The sequence below is a fragment of the Methylomonas paludis genome (assembly GCF_018734325.1).
GTDB classification, from domain to species: domain Bacteria; phylum Pseudomonadota; class Gammaproteobacteria; order Methylococcales; family Methylomonadaceae; genus Methylomonas; species Methylomonas paludis.
In genome coordinates this window covers 2,547,232-2,565,620 of record NZ_CP073754.1, presented here as the reverse complement: position 1 = coordinate 2,565,620, position 18,389 = coordinate 2,547,232, and the positions used below count along the sequence as shown (strand labels likewise).

The 18,389-nt window shown below is 49.9% G+C and carries 12 protein-coding genes; 2 read left to right on the top strand and 10 right to left on the bottom strand.

The window, feature by feature from the left end; genetic code table 11:
• The first annotated feature begins 21 nt into the window (after positions 1–21).
• On the top strand, positions 22–1,953 hold the full coding sequence (gene ftsH, locus KEF85_RS11530) for an ATP-dependent zinc metalloprotease FtsH (protein ID WP_215580713.1): 1,932 nt from the start codon (positions 22–24) through the stop codon (positions 1,951–1,953).
• Here the strand turns inward: ftsH and KEF85_RS11525 are convergent.
• The 10 genes from KEF85_RS11525 to radA all read right to left on the bottom strand — a co-directional run bounded on the left by KEF85_RS11525 (position 1,950) and on the right by radA (position 17,114).
• A complete protein-coding gene (locus KEF85_RS11525) occupies positions 1,950–2,468 on the bottom strand; it encodes a DNA-deoxyinosine glycosylase (protein WP_215580711.1) in 519 nt (172 codons plus the stop codon). The genes ftsH and KEF85_RS11525 overlap by 4 nt on opposite strands.
• Positions 2,469–2,479: 11 nt before the next feature.
• Positions 2,480–3,586, bottom strand: a complete 1,107-nt coding sequence (tgt, locus tag KEF85_RS11520) for a tRNA guanosine(34) transglycosylase Tgt (RefSeq protein ID WP_215580709.1) — start codon at positions 3,584–3,586, stop codon at positions 2,480–2,482.
• A 90-nt stretch (positions 3,587–3,676) separates the two neighbouring features.
• Entirely contained in the window at positions 3,677–4,879 is a 1,203-nt protein-coding gene (locus tag KEF85_RS11515) for an acetate/propionate family kinase (RefSeq protein ID WP_215580707.1), read from the bottom strand.
• A gap of 10 nt (positions 4,880–4,889) precedes the next feature.
• Entirely contained in the window at positions 4,890–5,426 is a 537-nt protein-coding gene (locus KEF85_RS11510; RefSeq protein ID WP_215580705.1) for a DUF2380 domain-containing protein, read from the bottom strand.
• Complete coding sequence (pta, locus tag KEF85_RS11505) at positions 5,423–7,543, bottom strand: phosphate acetyltransferase (RefSeq protein ID WP_215580703.1); 2,121 nt, start codon at positions 7,541–7,543, stop codon at positions 5,423–5,425. The genes KEF85_RS11510 and pta overlap by 4 nt, the downstream gene beginning before the upstream one ends.
• A 681-nt stretch (positions 7,544–8,224) precedes the next feature.
• Positions 8,225–11,236, bottom strand: a complete 3,012-nt coding sequence (locus tag KEF85_RS11500; RefSeq protein ID WP_215580701.1) for a GTP pyrophosphokinase — start codon at positions 11,234–11,236, stop codon at positions 8,225–8,227.
• Positions 11,237–11,865: 629 nt separating this feature from the next.
• Positions 11,866–12,147, bottom strand: coding sequence for a hypothetical protein (locus tag KEF85_RS11495; protein WP_215580699.1), 282 nt, complete (start codon positions 12,145–12,147; stop codon positions 11,866–11,868).
• 195 nt (positions 12,148–12,342) lie between these two features.
• Positions 12,343–13,782, bottom strand: a complete 1,440-nt coding sequence (locus tag KEF85_RS11490; protein WP_215580697.1) for a sigma-54 interaction domain-containing protein — start codon at positions 13,780–13,782, stop codon at positions 12,343–12,345.
• A 265-nt stretch (positions 13,783–14,047) separates the two neighbouring features.
• On the bottom strand, positions 14,048–15,592 hold the full coding sequence (locus tag KEF85_RS11485) for a cation:proton antiporter family protein (RefSeq protein WP_215580695.1): 1,545 nt from the start codon (positions 15,590–15,592) through the stop codon (positions 14,048–14,050).
• A 154-nt stretch (positions 15,593–15,746) separates the two neighbouring features.
• Positions 15,747–17,114 carry a DNA repair protein RadA gene (gene radA, locus KEF85_RS11480; protein ID WP_215580693.1) on the bottom strand — a complete coding sequence of 456 codons (1,368 nt, stop codon included), beginning with the start codon at positions 17,112–17,114 and terminating at the stop codon, positions 15,747–15,749.
• Between the two features lie 174 nt (positions 17,115–17,288).
• Between radA and KEF85_RS11475 the strand changes: the two genes are divergently transcribed.
• Positions 17,289–18,389: an ATP-grasp domain-containing protein gene (locus tag KEF85_RS11475; RefSeq protein ID WP_215580691.1), complete on the top strand. Its 1,101-nt coding sequence runs from the start codon at positions 17,289–17,291 to the stop codon at positions 18,387–18,389.

Below are 18,389 nucleotides of genomic sequence, written 5' to 3'. Positions count from 1 at the left end.
GGTTTTTCAGGGGTATACATCATGATAGATCGACATAAATTGCAGGAAATATCTAAAACTGTCCTGGATTTATTATGTACAGTCTGGCGGTGGTTAAAATCCCGCTGGCTATCCCTGAATAAGACACCGCTAAATGCCAAGCCGGAGTCGGATAAAGACCTGAAGTCGCCGCCCAAGCTTTGGTTATATGTTTTGCTGGGTATTTTGCTGTTGTCGATATTGGCCGGTGGTGAAAAAATTCAAGGTGAGGAAATCCCCTACAGCCAGTTTTTAACACTGGTCAATGACAATAAAATTGAAAAAGCCGTCGTTACCCAGCGCTTTATCAACGGCAGCCTCAAGGTTGAAGACAGCAAAATCGGTAAACAGTTTTTCACTATTCCGCTTTGGGATGAAGGACTGGTCAAAAATCTGCAAGACCATCAGGTAGAGTATATAGTCAGAAGCGGGGATAACTGGTTAAGCAATATTCTGGTTAATTGGGTAATACCGATAGCCATTTTTGCCGGCATCTGGATGTGGCTATTGCCGCGTATGACCGGTGGCGCCGGGCGATCCATGCTTAATCTAGGCAACAAAATCCGGATTCATCAGGAAACCGCCAAAATTACCTTTGACGATGTGGCTGGCGCAGAAAGTGCCAAGCAGGAGTTAAAGGAAACCATCGAATTTTTAAAAAATCCGGAAAAACTGCAGAAATTGGGTGGCCGCATGCCGAAAGGGGTCTTGCTGGTTGGTGCGCCCGGTACCGGCAAAACCCTATTGGCGCGAGCTGTTTCCGGCGAGGCAGGTGTACCCTTCTTTAATATCAGCGCCTCAGAATTCATAGAATTATTCGTTGGTATCGGTGCTGCCAGGGTACGCGATTTGTTTGAGCAGGCCCGTCAAAAAGCCCCCTGTATTATTTTTATTGATGAACTGGATGCCATAGGCCGGGCGCGCGGTGGTCCAATGGCTATGGGCGGTAACGATGAACGCGAACAAACCCTGAACCAGTTATTGACCGAAATGGACGGCTTTGACCCGACTTCCGGTGTGGTGGTAATGGCCGCCACCAACCGTCCGGAAATTCTGGATAAAGCTTTGCTGCGAGCCGGTCGTTTTGATCGACAAATTGTGGTGGATAAACCGGATTTGATAGACCGTGTTGCCATACTCAAGATTCACAGTAAAGCCATGCAACTGGATGCCGATGTCGATTTGGCCACCGTCGCCAAACGCACGCCTGGTTTTGTTGGTGCCGATTTGTCCAATATCGCCAATGAAGCCGCAATCTTGGCTGCCAGAGTTGGGCATAACTCAGTCAGTATGGCGGATTTTGAGTCTGCGATCGATAGAGTAATGGCTGGACCGGAAAAGAAAAATCGTATTCTCGGCCCGGAAGAAAAACGCCGGGTGGCTTTTCACGAAGCCGGTCATGCCTTGCTGGCAGAGGCTGTGCCCACCGGTCAGCCGGTACATAAAATTTCCATTATCCCGCGTGGAGTTTCGGCTTTGGGCTTTACATTGCAATTGCCGGTAGAAGAAAAATATCTGTCTACGGAACCGGAGCTGAAAGATCAACTGGCTATCTTATTGGGTGGCCGGGTTGCTGAACAGCTGGCTTTGCAGAGTGTCTCGACTGGTGCACAGAACGATCTGGAAAAAGCTACCGAAATTGCCCGCAACATGGTGTGTTATCTTGGGATGAGTAAAAAACTGGGGCCTTTGATTTACGGGCAGCGTCAGCAACTACAGTTTTTGGGCGGTGAATTCTCAGAGCAACGCAATTACAGTGATGAAACAGCCCGTACCATAGATGCAGAGATTAGGACGCTGGTTGAAGATGCCGAACAGCGCGCGATAGAAATTCTTACGGCCCAACGTCGGCAATTGGAGCGACTGGCAGAACTATTGCAGGAAAAAGAGGTCATTCAGCGCGAAGAAATGCTGGCTTTATTAGCGCAATTTTAAAGCGTTTCGGCCTGTGTGGTGGGTATAATCTGTCGCCAGCAGGCCAGTTTTTGCTGAAAATTCAGACTGGCATGGGCCGGACTGGTGGAAGGCAGACGGGTTAATTTCAGGGAGTCAGCGGTCAATTGGGGTAATACCCGGCGCCGAAATGCCTGTTCGGCAGTGCTGCCGTTGAAAAATACCTGATTAATTCCTGGATAATGGCTGAACAGCCAGACAAAATCGTTGCAGACCATGCTGGATTTGTCGATATCACTATCCAGACTGCTGCGGCGTTGGCAGGACTTCAGCACATCCCACACCGCGATGCCGTGGACAAGCAGCAGATCGCAGCGCTGTGCATAGCTAAGCTGCACATCAGTAGCCATCAGTTCAGTCAATATCGGCCAGAACTGATTCCGTGGATGTGCATAATACTGTTGCGCTTGCAGGGACGCTATGCCGGGCATGCTGCCCAGAATCAGCACTCGGGTGCCGTCAGCCACGATAGGCGCAAAACTGAAAATCTCTGCCATCTTCGTTAGGTTTAATCAGCCCCCTGGCTGCGTAAGCTGTAGAACTCCCGCACAAACTCTGTCAGTGTATTGGTCTTGATAGCTTCCCGCAAGCCACGCATTAGTTCCAGATAATAATATAGATTGTGGATGGTATTTAAGCGTGAGCCCAGCATTTCCTGGCACTTATCCAGATGCTTTAGGTAAGCTCGCGAATAATTACGGCAGGTGTAACAAGCGCAGTCGGCATCCAGCGGTCTGGTGTCGAACTGATATTGTTGATTGCGGATTTTAATCACCCCGTGGCGGGTAAACAAATGGCCGTTACGGGCATTGCGGGTCGGCATAACGCAATCAAACATATCAATGCCGCGCTGTACTGCTTCAACGATATCTTCCGGGGTACCCACTCCCATCAGATAGCGCGGTTTGTCTGCCGGCATGTGAGCATGAATAGCTTCCAGAGTTGCCATCATTTCTTCTTTAGGCTCGCCTACCGACAAACCGCCGATGGCATAACCGTCAAAGCCGATATTGGTCAAGCCGTTGATGGATTCCAGGCGCAGATCCGGGTACATACCCCCCTGGACGATGCCGAATAAAGCAGACGGATTATCAGTATGGGCCTGTTTACTGCGTTCTGCCCAGCGTAAAGACAAGCGCATCGAGTCGGCAGCTTCCTGATAAGTGGCCGGGTAAGGCGTACATTCATCAAAAATCATCACAATGTCCGAGCCCAAGTCCCGTTGCACCTGCATGGATTCTTCCGGCCCCATAAATATCTTGCTGCCGTTAATCGGCGATTTAAAGGTCACACCTTGTTCGCTGATCTTACGCAGTGCACCCAGGCTAAATACCTGAAAACCGCCGGAATCGGTGAGTATGGGTTTTTGCCAGCGCATAAAGTCGTGTAAATCGCCGTGGGCTTTCATCACCTCCATACCGGGCCGCAGCATTAAATGAAAAGTATTGCCCAGAATGATTTGCGCACCCAGCTCGGTCAGATCTTCCGGCGTTAAAGCTTTCACTGTGCCATAGGTGCCGACCGGCATAAAAATAGGTGTTTCCACCACGCCGCGGGCAAAGGTCAGCCGGCCGGCGCGGGCCTGACCGTCGCTGTTGAGTAATTCAAATTCCATGAGCAGATTTATGGGTAAAATCTTGCAATTATCCCGACTTTTAACTGATTTCGCTAGTTAAACCATCAGTTATGCCCAGAAAAACCCCAGTTAGGCAGCGTTTTGCTTGGCTACGCAGGCTTGGGCCTGCAAGGCAATCTCCAGTTCCTCGTTAGTGTTTATGACCAGTATTGCCGGTTTGCTGTCGGTGCTGCTGATGTCTGCCACCGGACGGGCTGGATTCAGGTTTTTGCTGGTGTCCAGACTGATACCTAATATTGATAAGTTCTCGCAGCAAGCGGCGCGCAGCCAGTGATCGTTCTCGCCGATACCGCCGGTAAACACCAGCGCATCAACCCGGTTTAATACGGCAAAATAGGCACCTATATATTTTTTGATGCGATAGGCGTACATGGCTAAAGCCAGCTTGGCTTCGGCAGAACCGGATTCCGCCAGGGCGTGAATCCGGCGCATATCGTTTTCCCCGCATACGCCTTTACAGCCACTGGCTTTGTTGAGCAGATTTTCAATATCGGCATTACTCATATCCAAAGTACGGCTTAAATAAAATACTATGGCCGGATCAATATCTCCGCTGCGACTGCCCATCATCAAACCTTCCAGTGGCGTCATACCCATGGAGGTGTCGACGCTGCGTCCGTTTGCTATCGCCGCCACGCTGGCCCCATTGCCTAAATGCAGGGTGATCAGATTGGTTTCTGCTAAAGGCTTAGCTAAAAATTCGGCAGCCAGTTTAGCCACATAACGGTGAGAGGTACCGTGAAAGCCATAACGCCGCACGCTGTGATCGGTATACAAATCACCAGGCAGGGCATAACGATAGGCATAATCCGGTAAGCTTTGGTGAAACGCGGTATCAAACACGGCAATTTGCGGGATGTCGGCCATTTGCTGCATCGCCTCGCGAATACCCAGCAAATTGGCCGGGTTATGTAAGGGTGCTAATGGGATGGTCGCGTTAAGCTGACTCAATACGTCGGCAGTAATCAGTGTGGGCTGGCTAAAATGTTCGCCGCCATGCACCACCCGATGACCGATACAGGCTAATTCACGCTGATCGGTTAATACTTGGCTGGCTGTCAGAAGCTGGAATAAAGCTTGTAGAGCTTGTTGGTGATTTTCAATATTCACCGCCACTTGTTGCGGTTGCTCATTTGCCAGCTGATAGCGATGTACTGAGCCGGTTTCACCAATACGATCCAGCAAGCCGGCAATCAATACCTTGGTTTGTACCATCTCCAGCAGGCTGTATTTCAACGATGAACTGCCCGCGTTTAATACCAGAATTTTCATGCTTGAGCTTCTAATCGGATGGATGATGTTGGGCTGGTACTGGTGGGGTATAACGCCGGTCCAGTACCTGGTCTATTTTAACAGTCATGGTTTCTACGGCTTTTTGGGTTAGTTGCTGATCGTTACCTTTTGATTCGGTAATCAATTTTCCGATCAGCTTGCCGTTGTTGACGCGCACCAAATTACCCAGCAAATAAGCAAATAAAAAACTGGGCTTGTGCAATCTGCCCACCAGCACATAATCTGCGCCAAACTGTTTGCCCAGTTGTCCGGCAACATCGGGGTGGTCGAACAAATAGCCCACGCCGCCGTTTTGTGCAGTTTGCTGGGCTGCGCTGGGAATATTGACCAGCTGATAACCGGCAGAGCCCAATTCATGTTCCAGCAAGGGGCGAATTGAAGCCGTGCGGCTCAATTCGGCGGGTATGCCGGGAGCCAGCGTCAGGTCTTTCAATTCAAAATCCAGGATGGCGATACGGGTAGCTGCAGCCACGCTAAAGTTGGTTAGCGAAAGACACAACAGTAAGATGAGTTGATCCAAGCTCATTGGTGGTTTTCCTGCGCTTGAATAGCCGTGATAATCACGGTATTGACGATATCCGTCACCGTACAGCCCCGGCTCAAATCGTTGACCGGTTTATTCAGACCCTGCAGAATTGGGCCGATAGCAATGGCACCGGAAGAGCGCTGTACAGCTTTGTAGGTATTATTGCCGGTGTTCAGGTCAGGAAAAATAAACACCGTGGCCTGACCGGCCACTTCACTATCCGGCAACTTGGTTTTGGCCACATCGGCATCAATAGCGGCATCATACTGTATAGGGCCTTCCAGTTTTAAATCCGGACGTAAGGCCTTGGCAATTTTTACCGCCTCACGCACCTTATCCACGGCCTCGCCTTTTCCGGAATCGCCGGTGGAATAAGACAGCATGGCCACGCGCGGCACGATATTGAATTTTTGTGCCGTATCGGCGGCACTTAAAGCGATATCGGCCAATTGTTGGGCATCGGGGTTAGGATTGACGGCACAATCCCCGTAGACCAGCACCCGGTCAGCCAGACACATAAAAAACACACTGGAGACTATCGCTACCCCCGGCTTGGTTTTAATGATCTCGAAAGCTGGGCGGATGGTATGTTGGGTGGAATGCACAGCCCCGGATACCATGCCGTCAGCGTAACCCAGATGTATCATCAGGGTGCCGAAATAACTGACATCCGCCAGTAAATCATAAGCCGTTTCATAGCTGATATTTTTGTACTTACGAGCCTGATAGTAACAATCCGCAAAAATAGGCCGTAATTCCGAAGTCATCGGGTCTATGATGGATACCGTTTCCAGCTTCAAAGCCAGGGCCTGAATCTTCTGGCGAATCTCCTGCTCATTGCCTAGCAGGGTAATCTTGACCGCATCCCGAAACAGCAGAATTTCGGCAGCACGCAAAATACGTTCGTCACTACCTTCTGGTAAGACGATATGCTGTTTCTTGGCTTTGGCGCGTTGCAATAAATCATATTCGAACATCAGCGGCGTAATTTTTTCGCTTTTTTGATGACACAAACGCAGTTTGAGCTCCTGCAAATTGATATGACTTTCCACCAAACCTAAGGCCTTGGCGATTTTGCGCACATTTTGCGGATTTAAACGGGCTTTAACCTGATTGACTTGCAAGGCAGTGTTGAAGGTATCGCTTTCTACACCCAGTACCGGAAATGGGGTATCACCTAAACCGCTGATCAGAGTTTGCACCTGCGGACTGGGGCGTTGATGGCCGGTCAATAATAAGCCGGCGATTTGCGGATAATTTTTTGAGTGATAAGTCAGCAGGCTGGCCAGAATAATGTCGGAGCGGTCGCCAGGCGTGATAATTAAATCACCGTCCTCGACATAATCCAGAAAATCCGGCACCAGCATCGCCGCAACCTTATATTGACTGACCTCACGGCTCATGGCATCGCTATTTCCAGAAAACATTTGCGCATTCAGCGATTCGCTGATATCGCCTAAAGTCGGTTTTTCCAGGGATGGCTCGCTGGGGATGATGTAAACCGGGTAGTCTACGCCATTGCCGAGACCGGCTTGCAAACTGCTCAACTGCTGGGTAGGCACGTTATTAATGACTATGGACAATACTTCACAGTCGTGTTCCTGTAAGCTATGCTTCAGACTGGCCAGATTGTCGAGTATTTCTTCGTTATCCCGCGCTCCGGCCTGTAATACCGGCATAATCAGGCAGCCCAGATTGTTGGCGGCATCAGCATTAAAATCCAGTTCAAACATGGCGCTGCCGCCGCTGTAGTCAGAGCCCACGCACAGCACATGGTCACATCGGTCTTTTAGCGCCCGGTATTTGGCCAGTACAATTTTCAGCAATTCTTCGTACTGGTCATCAGCCAGTAGTTTGCTGGCCTGATCACTGGTGCAACCGTATAAGTCAGTGTAATTTTTACCTAAAGGATAACGGGCCGTAATCAGTTGAATTAATGGATCAGGTTCCGGGCCGCTATGAATAATAGGCCGGAAAAAGCCGATGTCGCCGGCATGGCCGGACAGCATTTCCATCAGCGCCAGCATGATCACCGATTTGCCGGTGCAGTCGTCTGCACCAGTGATATAGATGTTTTGGGAAATACAGGGTACTGCGTCAGGCGGCAAGTCGGTCATGACGGAAACACAGCTAAAAAAACAGACTAGATTTTACCGGATTTATTGGATTGAGTGCGGCTATTTAAATTTTGGGTTTTGCGTGGCAGCCTAAGTGCTGGACATACTGGGACGATGCAAGCTGGCAGGTTTAAGGTACTTCGGCCCCTAAGGTCTTTTTTGAGGGGTTTTGCCTGTATCAACGCAAAGTCGGTAAAATTGTCAGGGAATTGGATGTTCTGGTTAGCTTTGCGCAGTATGCGGTGATGAAACCAGATTCTATTACCAAGCCGTAGCGGGTGGTTTTAAATGGTTTTATATGACCTAATACCAACAACAGCTCTAGTTTTGCCAATGCCAGAAAATTGATAATAAGTTGACGTTGGATTTGCGGAAGTCGGCTGGGTTGAATGATAATGAAACCCAGCTTTGAAGCCGAAAAGTTTTGGAATTCAAGAAAAATTTTGGAAGCAATAAAACATGGCTATTTCTAAGCATCCGCTGGTTTTCGCGTTGCTCAACCCAGCCTACGACACTATGATGGTTTTGCTTGAAATGGCTGGATACGACCCGATTCGGTCATTCAGCTCGCTTAAAGTATATGTCTGGTATTTAGGGTACTGCAGACGCTAAAGAAGCTGCTCAAATGTGTCTATCGTGTCTATGGAAATAGATTCAGTGCCCGATCCATGGTCAACGATCTCATTCCCCGTAGTTGCGCTTTCGCAGCTCAAGCCCTTGCTCAGCTCGGCGCTGCTCATCTGCGATCTGCCGCTCAAGGCTCAAGGTTTGACTGTGTGCGAAAGCCCTGACCTTTTCGCGGGGATCCTCGAGCCACGGCTTGATTTCGTCTTTCTTTCGCAAGTAGGTTTCCACATGGCCAAACTCACCATTCACCACTCCGACCGAATCCAGTACCACCGAGATTTCACCCATCAAAGGGGAATCTTCCGGGAGAGCCTCGATTAGATCCTTGAAGAGATCATGCAGGACAATTTGACCCTGGTAGTTCTTCAGGACCTCGATCACGAACTCGACATCGTCGGGCTTCCCTGTCCCCGCAAGCTCGTGCAGTGGTTTCAGAAGCTGATCTTCTGGCTCGGGAAAAACGGCTGCGATCATTCGCCCCCCGCGATAAGCAAATAGCTCGTTATCGCTGGCAAACCATTTTCTAACTTTTGCTACCAGCAGCTCTGGAATTTGCTGGAGCGTCTCCCTGAGATCCTGAAACTTATAGGGGATCTCCTCGTAGCCGTGACTGGATTGCAATCCTTTTTCGTAGGCTACTCGCTTTTCAAAAAAGTCGATCACTTTCTCAGGGGACTGTGCTGCGATAGCCTGAAGGATTTGCTCAGCGTCGTAATCGATATGCGGACAGATGACCATACTGGCAAGCACCTCGTCCTCCTGTTCAGGAGCCAGTGAGCTGAACAGCGCTTGATTCTCGGATCGAGGCCAGACAGCGTTGATCCATTCATGCCTACCTCGGTCTGTCAGATAACGAAGTGCGGGAAGAAAGACTAGCTCAGTCATGTTGTCGGGTGCATCCTTGTACCTGGCGACACTGGCCCGGATAGCATGGAAAATACCAACCTCATCGTCCGCTCTAATGGCCACTTGAAGTGCTTCTTCCTGCAGACTAAGATCGAGTGTCGAGGCAAATTCGCAGTAACGGATCACTTGTCGCGCATACTTGCCTTCACCAATCCACGTCCAAATTTGCTTAATAGCAGCTTCCTTTAACCCGCTCTGCTCCAGACCCAACAACATTGAAGACAGAAAGTTGGTCAGTTCGTTATCCAAGCGATCCAAGTAGCACAGGACTATCTCGGGTTTAGTTTTCCCAAGTTGTTCGAGGAATAGGCAAAAGCTAGGGAAAGTCGCTCGATCATCAGATGAAGTATTGGCGCAGATCGTAATGATCTGAAGCCACTCTTCGGCCGTTTTTTCAGAGACCTGATCGACCAGCTTGGCAATTTCCATTTTCCGGTACTCGTCGATTCCATGGATATCGAAATCGCCGCCCTCCCATGCCGGAGGGAATACTGTTTGGTACCCGACCAAGGTCTTGAAGATCACGAAGCGCTGATCCGTATTCACGCGATCTCTAAACGCCAGGATGGCTTGATTGAGTCCATCTCTGGCCCTAGCCACCTCTTGATCCTGTGCCATTGAAGGGGGAAGTGAGTTGCTCCTCCTGTAGTGCCAAAGACAGTGATGCTCGAATTCTTCGAGGAGGATGTAGCTCTGCTCTGCGGAGACTTCGGTTAGGAACCGCACAATCCTGGCTGTATCGTTCAGGGCGATGGCCAACAAGGCATTGGAGTAATTACCCATAGTTGGGGTCCGACTCGCCTCAGAGAGCTTCTGGAGCACCACCTTCTTTTCCTTGTCCGATGTGGCCGCGCGGAAGACGCTCAGAAGGATATCGATGGCGGCGGAGCGAACATTGACCAGTAAGTCGCTTGGGGTGACAGCACCTGCTTTTATAGTGAAAGTGTTGTAGGTACTCGACGACCCCCTGACCTCAGGACGGAGGACCTGACCAAGCACCTCCAGAACGACAGCTTTAGAGGCTACAATCCTGTTGAGATCGAGCGCATGAATTCTCTCGACCAGGATGCTCTCGACGACAGGCCCACCAGCCTGTTGCCAAACAGCCAAAGAATGTTCAGAAAGATTCTTCGCCGAAGAAATTAGCCGCTTTCTCTGGTTGTCACTGGTAGCGCTGTCATAGAGGATGCAAATCGCATCGAAGGTGTTGATGACCCCTTCTTCACCAAGATACCGGAAACGATCCAGGATATCGGCCACCAAACTCATTAGTTGGTCGGTGGTATGCCCTTCCAGCTGGCCATAGGAAGTATCAATGGGTTTGGCCTTCCTGGACTGGGCTGCCATCATCGCCGCCAAAACGGTCTTCCTGACATCGTTTTGCACTGCCTCCAGATCATCAAAATGAGGCAATACATGCTGATTAAAGCTTGTCAGCCGCTCGTGCAGCTCGTTGTTGTTCTGGCAGTTTTGGATGGCCAGTAGGGGGGCTTCATCGAACAGTGCCTTACCGCTCGAGAGGCGCTCGAAGTCATTCACGACCTTCTGAAACTCGTACCCAGCCGGGATCAGGTAGTCGCGCATGATCTTCTGCATGCGTTCATCAATGTCTGACATAAGCCGGCCACCAAATCCCTCGAGGCGTGGCCTCTTGTAGAGGATGTCGTGCTCCATCTCCGACCAAGCGTGATTCAGGATGGTCTGCACCTGAACCTCACACCGAATGCCCCGAAACCTCTCGAATTCCGGACGCTGGGCCAATTCCTCCTTCAGCTCTACGACAAAATTGTTGGAGATGAACAGCCGAGGCTTCTCTGAAGCCATGGGCACCGGGTGGTGAAATTTGGTCCGCTCCCAATCGACCTTGAATTGTTCTTGCAGGATTCCTGAGGACAGAAAAGCTGCAACATCTGAGTTGGTGTAGAAGATCAGGCGGCAACCTGCCAAGTCCTTGATATCGTCCTCGATGGCATTGCTTTCCAGCAATCCAGCCTTCTCGAGTTTACCCTTAAGTGATGCTGGGTTCTTGGCCCGACTTTGCACTTGCTGTAAGCGAAGCTGTCGGTTCCCACGAATCGAAGCCTCAAGAATTCCCTCGACCAGCTCAGCAAATTCTTTGTATAGATCTTGTTGTCCTGCTAGGTATTGAGCCAAATTCATCTGCTGCTCCGTATTTTCAGATGTCTAGTCATAAAACCAAGTATATAAGACGACCGTCAAGAAATATTAGTTTGTCATCTAGTATCAGAAGGAAAGCCTGTTGCTGATCCGGCAGATTTCAGAGCAGAGCGGCCACATGAATGTCTGTCCAGCGGAGCAAGCAAACTTCCGCTCATGGCCGTTTACAGCCATTCGATCCTTATGGGATAAGAGGGCGTAGCCGCCTTGTTGATTTTTTGGGGTGGTTGATGTTTTTGTGGCACGCTATGAACACTGACCGATTGACCGTGATGCCCTGAATCTGGTCGTACATTTTGAAAAAATTCGTGGCTGGATTTAGCCGTTGCCACAAATACACCTTGGGCAGCGCGCTAGGCAATGCAGCCGCATGACCGTCACCTAGATTATCCAGGCGAATAACCAAAGTGACAAGCAGTCGGCTTTAAGCGCTTTGCGCGATCACCTTGAAGAACTGCGTCCTGGCGCATGAACAGGAACAGTACTGGAATTTGGCAAAGGTTTCGATACCCGAAACCATTGCCACTTACGTGTTTTTTATCTGATTTATCTAAACTGGAACGCACTGCGTACCGAATTGAGCTTGATGAATTATCGAATGTTGATTAGACTCAGACTTTTTCGACAGATGCCTGCCAGCCGCGATTTTTATCCACCCATTTCAGGCTTAGCCAGTACCAAATAGTCATTGGAGAAGTCATCGCAAACCATTCCCAGTCTTCCAGCAAAAACAGCTTGGCTACCCATTCGATGTCATTAAAAAAACTGACCCAGGGCACACAGTAAGCGCTAAAAACAATATTACTCAATATCAGCAGTTTTGCGCCTTTGCGTGTTTCAATGCTGGATAGCGCCAAATAAACCCAGAGCGGCGTTTTGTTATCTTTTTGCATAAATCAGTCCCTGTGTGCTGGTCATAAAGTAGTAAACGCCGCAGAGTAAGGGCGTAGTAATCAATTGCTTTTGATAATTATAGCAAAATAGTAGCAGGTGTTGCTGGCAGCTGATAGTCGGCTATTGGTGAACGGGTGCTGTCGAGTGCTGATTAGGGAGGCGGTTTTGCGAAGTATTAGATGATGGCCTGGCTGTTATTCGCCGCTTTCATCAATCACGAAGTCTTTGAAATTTTGCTTGATGGCAGCAAGCCGCCGATACAAAGTGCGCTGGCTGATACCAAGATGCTCAGCAACTTTGCTTTTATCGCCATTATGACGTTTAACCAAATCCGCCATATATTGCATTTCCACTCTATCGACTATATCGTCAGGCAGCGGCTGGAATTCGGCATCGGTATTTGGCAAAACCGATCTGCCGGCAGCCGACACCGGGGGAGCGGCAGCCGGCTCAGCTCTGCGGAAAGATAAACCCGCATCAGGATCGGCCTGATACAAACCATTTCCAGCTATCATCAAATCTTCCGGGGTAATGACGTCGTCATTACACACGGCGCTGGCATATTGCAAAATATTGCGTAATTCACGCACATTGCCGATCAAAGACAAGGAACACAGCTTTTTCATGGCGTCCTCTGATGTTTTGAGCTTGCGTCCCATCTCTTTGCCGATTTGTTCCAGCAGTCCTTCAACCAGCAAGGGAATGTCCTCTCGGCGTTCTGATAAAGAAGGTACCAGGATAGGAAACACGGCCAAACGATAGTATAAATCCTGGCGGAAACCACCTTGTTTGACCATCTCAAACAAATCCCGATTGGTTGCCGAAATGATGCGCACATCGGCAGTCAAAAATTCAGTGCCTCCCACCCGCCGATAGGTAAAATTTTCCAGCAGCCTTAACAGTTTTGCCTGTAGTGATAAGGGTAATTCACCAATTTCGTCAAGAAACAAAGTGCCGCCGTTAGCGACTTCGATCAGGCCTTTTTTTTCGCCGACCGATCCGGTAAAAGAGCCTTTTTCGTGACCGAATAACTCACTTTCGAACAGCGCTTCAGTCAATACGGTACAGTCGCCCACCACAAACGGCTTATTTTGCCGGGTGGATAATTGATGAACGTATTGCGCAGCCATTTCCTTACCGCTACCGCTTTCGCCGTACAGCAACACCGGTAATTTAGTGGGAGCGACTTTTTGAATACGCTCACGCATTTTGGCGCAGGCTTCCGATTGGCCGATGATGTTTTTACGATTATCGTTTTTTGAGCTGTTGGGTTGATTTAACACCCGCATGGTTTCAAACAAATACAACTGACCCTGCTCATCTAACAGCGGCTTGCCGAATGCCTGTACCACTATACTTTCGCCGTCAGCAGATTTTTGATGGCGAATATAGTTATAGGGTTTTTTGTCTTTAAAAAATTGAGTTTGAGGGGAGGGCTGAGCGCTACGAGCCGATTCGCTATTACTTAGCACGGAATCAAGCATCAGCTCCTGGTCTGCACTGGTTTGGAGAGGGATGCCAATAATATTGTGTGCGGCATTGTTGCAAGCGACAAGCTGCAATTGTGGAGAAACAACGATTGCTGGTTCGCCACAAAGTTTTAATACCTCGCTGATGGGAATATTCAATGGCATAGCAATTCTCGTTTCATTGATACAAGTTCTATGTTAATCATCACCGCACGGCTGGATGTTTATGGTTGGTTTATAACCTAATGAAACAAAATCAGCAAGTGTTGCCGGCCCGGCAATTCTAGAAAAACGGCTGCCGGCTAATTCTTTATAAAAGCCCTGGTACAAAAACCTGGGGCCAAGTGCAACATTATAATATCGACCAAATCGCGGCGTTTAAATTCAATGCCTTTTACTGGGTTCTGTGATCAGCAACGCGCAGACAGGTTTAGTGCTGAGGAGTGCGATTTCCGGTAATTTGTTTTGCCAATTGTTTGCCGGCTTCCAGCAATGGTTGTATCACAAAATCCGCGCCCTGCTGTTGCAAACTTAGTGCTTCTTCCGCATTACCGCCCACAGTACCGATTAAACCTAAAAAGCCGCGTTTTCGCAATAAGCTGATTGCTGAGGTCCTGACTTCCAGGCTGGGCACGGCCAGCACAATGCCTTTAATCCGTTCTAAGGGCAATCGGCTCAACAGGCTGCTGTCTTCCGCATCACCATAAACTACCCGGCGACCATCAGCTAATAAGCGTTCCAGCACCGTGGGGTCGGCATCCAGGCCCACCACGCGCTGCTCCTGGTTGGCCAGGGTTTGATAGGCAGAAATACCGGTATCGCCCATGCCGATCACCAGCCATTCAGCCACACCCAAGCAATCAGGCAGGCGGTCGGGGTGACCGGATGGTTTTTCAAATTTAATCAAAAATGTTTCGCAAGCCGCAAACAACGGTTGCGAAAAACGGTTCAGCGGAGCGGCAATCGCTAGAGAACCGGCTACCGCCAAGCTGATAATAGCCTGCCATTCATCCGGTAGCAGGCCTGCTTTAACCACGGCGCCAGTGGTAATCAAAGCAAATTCTGAATAAGTCATCAATACCAATGCCGAGACAAAAGCATTGCGCGCGCGTAAACCGGCAAATAAAAACAGCCCAAAAAACATTAATCCTTGTAAGGGTAGCATGGCAAGCAACTGTAGCGCTATTACAAATTGTTCGCGACCTGGTAAATCCGTCAAGCCGATTTGCAGGAAAAACGCCACCAGAAATAATTCCTTGATTCCCCATAGCTTATTTGCCAATGCAGTGGTGCTGGGATGGCCGGCCAGGGTCAAACCGGTTAACAGTGCACCGATATCCGCAGCAACGCCGACATGTTCTGCAAGCACGCCGCCTGCCAAAGCCAGCGTCACCCCCAACAACAGTTTTAGTTCTGCAGAGTGACAGGCCGTTAGCAAACGATGGGTGATAGGCCGTAGTAAAGGCAGTAGAAACAAGGCCGCTGCCCAGGGTTGGGGCTGTTCACCTTCGGCATAGGCCAGCAGCCCAATAGCCACAATGTCCTGTAGTATTAGAATACTCAGCACATCCCGACCATGTAAAGCAGAAAGTTCGCCGCTGTCTTCCAATACCTTGATTGCCAGCACCGTGCTGGAAAATGACAGACTGACGCCCAAAATCAAGCCGCCGGTAACCCGTTGATCCAACCAAAAAAACACTAAAGCGGATACCGATGCCATCAATAACAAATGTAAACCGCCTACGCTTAATACCTCTTTGCGCAGCAGGGAACGGGCTTTTAATTTTAAACCCACCGTGAACAGGAGTAACTGTATGCCTATGTCAGCCAGATGCGCCAGATTGGGTAAGGCCTGAATCTTAAAATAATGTAAGGCATAGCCGGCAGCCAGATAGCCAACCAGCGGCGGGAAAAACAGACGGCTAGCCAGTAAGCCGGCCAGCAAGGCAGCGCTAATCCATATTAATTCGAGCATAATTCAGGCTTTAAAAATGACAATCGCCTACATCCTAACCTGTTTTAGGCAAATGATGAGCGGATTTTGTTATCAGGTGGGCTGATTTAGCTTGTTATAGCTGTTTTCAGCATTGTCCAGCCATTCAAGCACCGGTATAAGCGAAATTGCGGCCTTACAACTCTTCCAGCACTGCCAGGGCTTCCTGAATATTTGTGACCGGATATACCCGTAAATCCTTAATGACATCTTTTGGTTTATTACTTTTAGGAATAACCGCGCGTTTAAAGCCATGTTTGGCTGCTTCGTTCAAGCGGGCGTGGCCATTGGCAACCGGGCGAATTTCACCGTTCAAGCCCAGCTCACCAAAAAACACCGTGTCGTAAGGAACAATGCGGTCACGCAGGCTGGATACCACCCCGATAACAATGGCCAGATCGCTACTGGTTTCACTGACTTTAATGCCGCCAACCACATTGGTATAAATTTCATCGGTGCCGGTAAAAATGCCGCCATGCCGCGACAGCACGGCCAACAGCATGGCCAGCCGGTTTTGATCCAGGCCTACCGCCAGACGCCGCGGATTACCATACTGACTTTCGGTGACCAATGCCTGAATTTCCACCAGCAAGGGCCGGGTGCCTTCCCACAGCACCGTGACGACACTGCCGGGCGCAGGCTTTTCCGCGCGGGATAAAAACATGGCGGAAGGATTTTTCACCTCTTTCAAACCGGTACTTTCCATAGCAAAAAAGCCCAGCTCACCCACGCTGCCGAAGCGGTTCTTGTCGGCGCGCAGCACCCGGAAACGGGCATCATCGGTTGATGACAACACCACTTGGGCATCAACGATATGGCTCAGGGTCATAGGCCCGGCCAAAGACTGATCTTTAGTGACATGGCCCACCAAAAAAAACGACACGCCGCTGCGTTTGGCATACTGGGTCAGATAACTGGCAGATTCCCGCACCTGTGACACCGAGCCGGGTGCCGATTCACTGTCGGCAGTGTACATCACCTGTATCGAGTCAATAATCACCACCTGAGGCTGTTCTTCATCCAGAATGCTGCAGATGTGCTGGACTGAAGTTTCCGCCAGCATTTTGATGCCGGCGGTTGGCAAACCCAGCCTTTGGGCGCGTTCGGCAATTTGTTGCAGCGATTCTTCGCCGGACACATACAGTACCGCCTGATGTTGGGCGATATGGGCAATGGCTTGCAGTAAAATAGTACTTTTGCCGGCGCCGGGTGCACCGCCGATCAATACAACACTGCCTTTGACAATACCGCCGCCCAATACCCGGTCAAATTCACTCAAACCCGTGGAAATGCGCTCCGTCCGGGTTAGATTGACATCCGCCAATACATGCACTTCACTACGCAGACCGGCATAACCGCTGGTGTCGCGACCTGATTTGGCGCTAGCCAGGCGCAGTTCCTTAATACTGTTCCAGGCTCCGCATTGATTGCATTGCCCGGACCAGCCGGGATAGTCTGCGCCGCATTCGCTGCAGACAAAGGCAATTTTCGATTTTTTAGCCATGAATTGAGCAGGTTGCCGGGTTAAAATCGCCACAGAGAGTCAGCTACGCAGGGTAAAACCAGGTAAGGTCAGTCGACAGTCAGCAGCATCACGTAGTGTGCTTGGCCCTATAATAGCCCAAAATCAGCTGCGGCCTGTTATAGAGTCGTTTCAGCCACTAATCGCCATCAAAACTTGTTTATTGCAAATCCGCCCAAACTATTGCTGATTGCCCAATCGGCGCGCATGCTGGTGCAACTGGCTGTCCAGGCCGGCTATAGCGCTGTGGTGATCGATTGTTTTGCTGATCAGGATACCCGGCAACTGGCACTGGCCAGTATCCAGGTAGACAGCTTGGCGCTGGCGGATTTACAACCGGCATTGGCAAAGCTGAGGGCCGAACATCAATGTGCCTATCTGATTTATGGCAGTGGTTTTGAACAGCATCCGCTGAGTCTGGCCTATCTGGAACAACACTGGCGGGTATTGGGTAATAACGCCGCCGTATTCACTGCGTTACAGGATAAAGCAACATTTTCCCGGCAGTTAGCGGATTTGCAAATTCCGCATTCGCCTTGCCGATTTTCGGCGCCGGCCGGACAAAACTGGTTGTTTAAACCCAGGTACGGTCAGGGTGGAGTCGGTATTCGCCGTACAGATTCAGCCGTAGATTTGCCGGCAGAGCAGGGCTATTGGCAACGTTATTTACCCGGTAAGCCCATGTCTTTGAGCTTTATTGCCGCAGCAGGCCAATTTCGGCCATTGGGGCTTAATCGGCAATGGTGCCAAAGCGTAGCCGGGGAGGACTTTTTGTTTGCCGGCATTGCCAACGGCGGCCATTTGCCGGACAGTCAATACCGGCAATTACTAAACAGCCTGACCAGATTATTGACTATCTATCCCTTGCAAGGCCTGGGCAGTCTGGATTTTATTCAGATGAATCGGCAATGTTATGTGCTGGAGATAAATCCCAGAATACCGGCCAGCGCCCAACTTTATGATCCACAGATATTTAACTGGCATGTACAAGCCTGTTTGCACGGCACTTTGATTGAGCTTACAGCTAATTTTACGCCAAAGGCCTATCAGATTATTTACGCCCGGCAAACTGTGCAGATACCCCATAATCTGCATTGGCCAGCCTGGACGCACGATCTGCCCGCATCCGGCGCAATTATTGGCAAGGGGCAGCCCATATGCAGTATCATTGCCAGCGGAGAAACTACCCGCCAGGCACAGTCACGCCTGCGCCAGCAGCAAAAAATCATAGAAAATCTTTTAAATACAGGTCGTTAA

Excerpts from the sequence above, each read along its gene's own strand:
- ftsH (WP_215580713.1), top strand. The coding sequence starts at position 22 with ATGATAGATCGACATAAATTGCAGGAAATATCTAAAACTGTCCTGGAT.
- KEF85_RS11525 (WP_215580711.1), bottom strand. The coding sequence starts at position 2,468 with ATGGCAGAGATTTTCAGTTTTGCGCCTATCGTGGCTGACGGCACCCGA.
- tgt (WP_215580709.1), bottom strand. The coding sequence starts at position 3,586 with ATGGAATTTGAATTACTCAACAGCGACGGTCAGGCCCGCGCCGGCCGG.
- KEF85_RS11515 (WP_215580707.1), bottom strand. The coding sequence starts at position 4,879 with ATGAAAATTCTGGTATTAAACGCGGGCAGTTCATCGTTGAAATACAGC.
- KEF85_RS11510 (WP_215580705.1), bottom strand. The coding sequence starts at position 5,426 with ATGAGCTTGGATCAACTCATCTTACTGTTGTGTCTTTCGCTAACCAAC.
- pta (WP_215580703.1), bottom strand. The coding sequence starts at position 7,543 with ATGACCGACTTGCCGCCTGACGCAGTACCCTGTATTTCCCAAAACATC.
- KEF85_RS11500 (WP_215580701.1), bottom strand. The coding sequence starts at position 11,236 with ATGAATTTGGCTCAATACCTAGCAGGACAACAAGATCTATACAAAGAA.
- KEF85_RS11495 (WP_215580699.1), bottom strand. The coding sequence starts at position 12,147 with ATGCAAAAAGATAACAAAACGCCGCTCTGGGTTTATTTGGCGCTATCC.
- KEF85_RS11490 (WP_215580697.1), bottom strand. The coding sequence starts at position 13,782 with ATGCCATTGAATATTCCCATCAGCGAGGTATTAAAACTTTGTGGCGAA.
- KEF85_RS11485 (WP_215580695.1), bottom strand. The coding sequence starts at position 15,592 with ATGCTCGAATTAATATGGATTAGCGCTGCCTTGCTGGCCGGCTTACTG.
- radA (WP_215580693.1), bottom strand. The coding sequence starts at position 17,114 with ATGGCTAAAAAATCGAAAATTGCCTTTGTCTGCAGCGAATGCGGCGCA.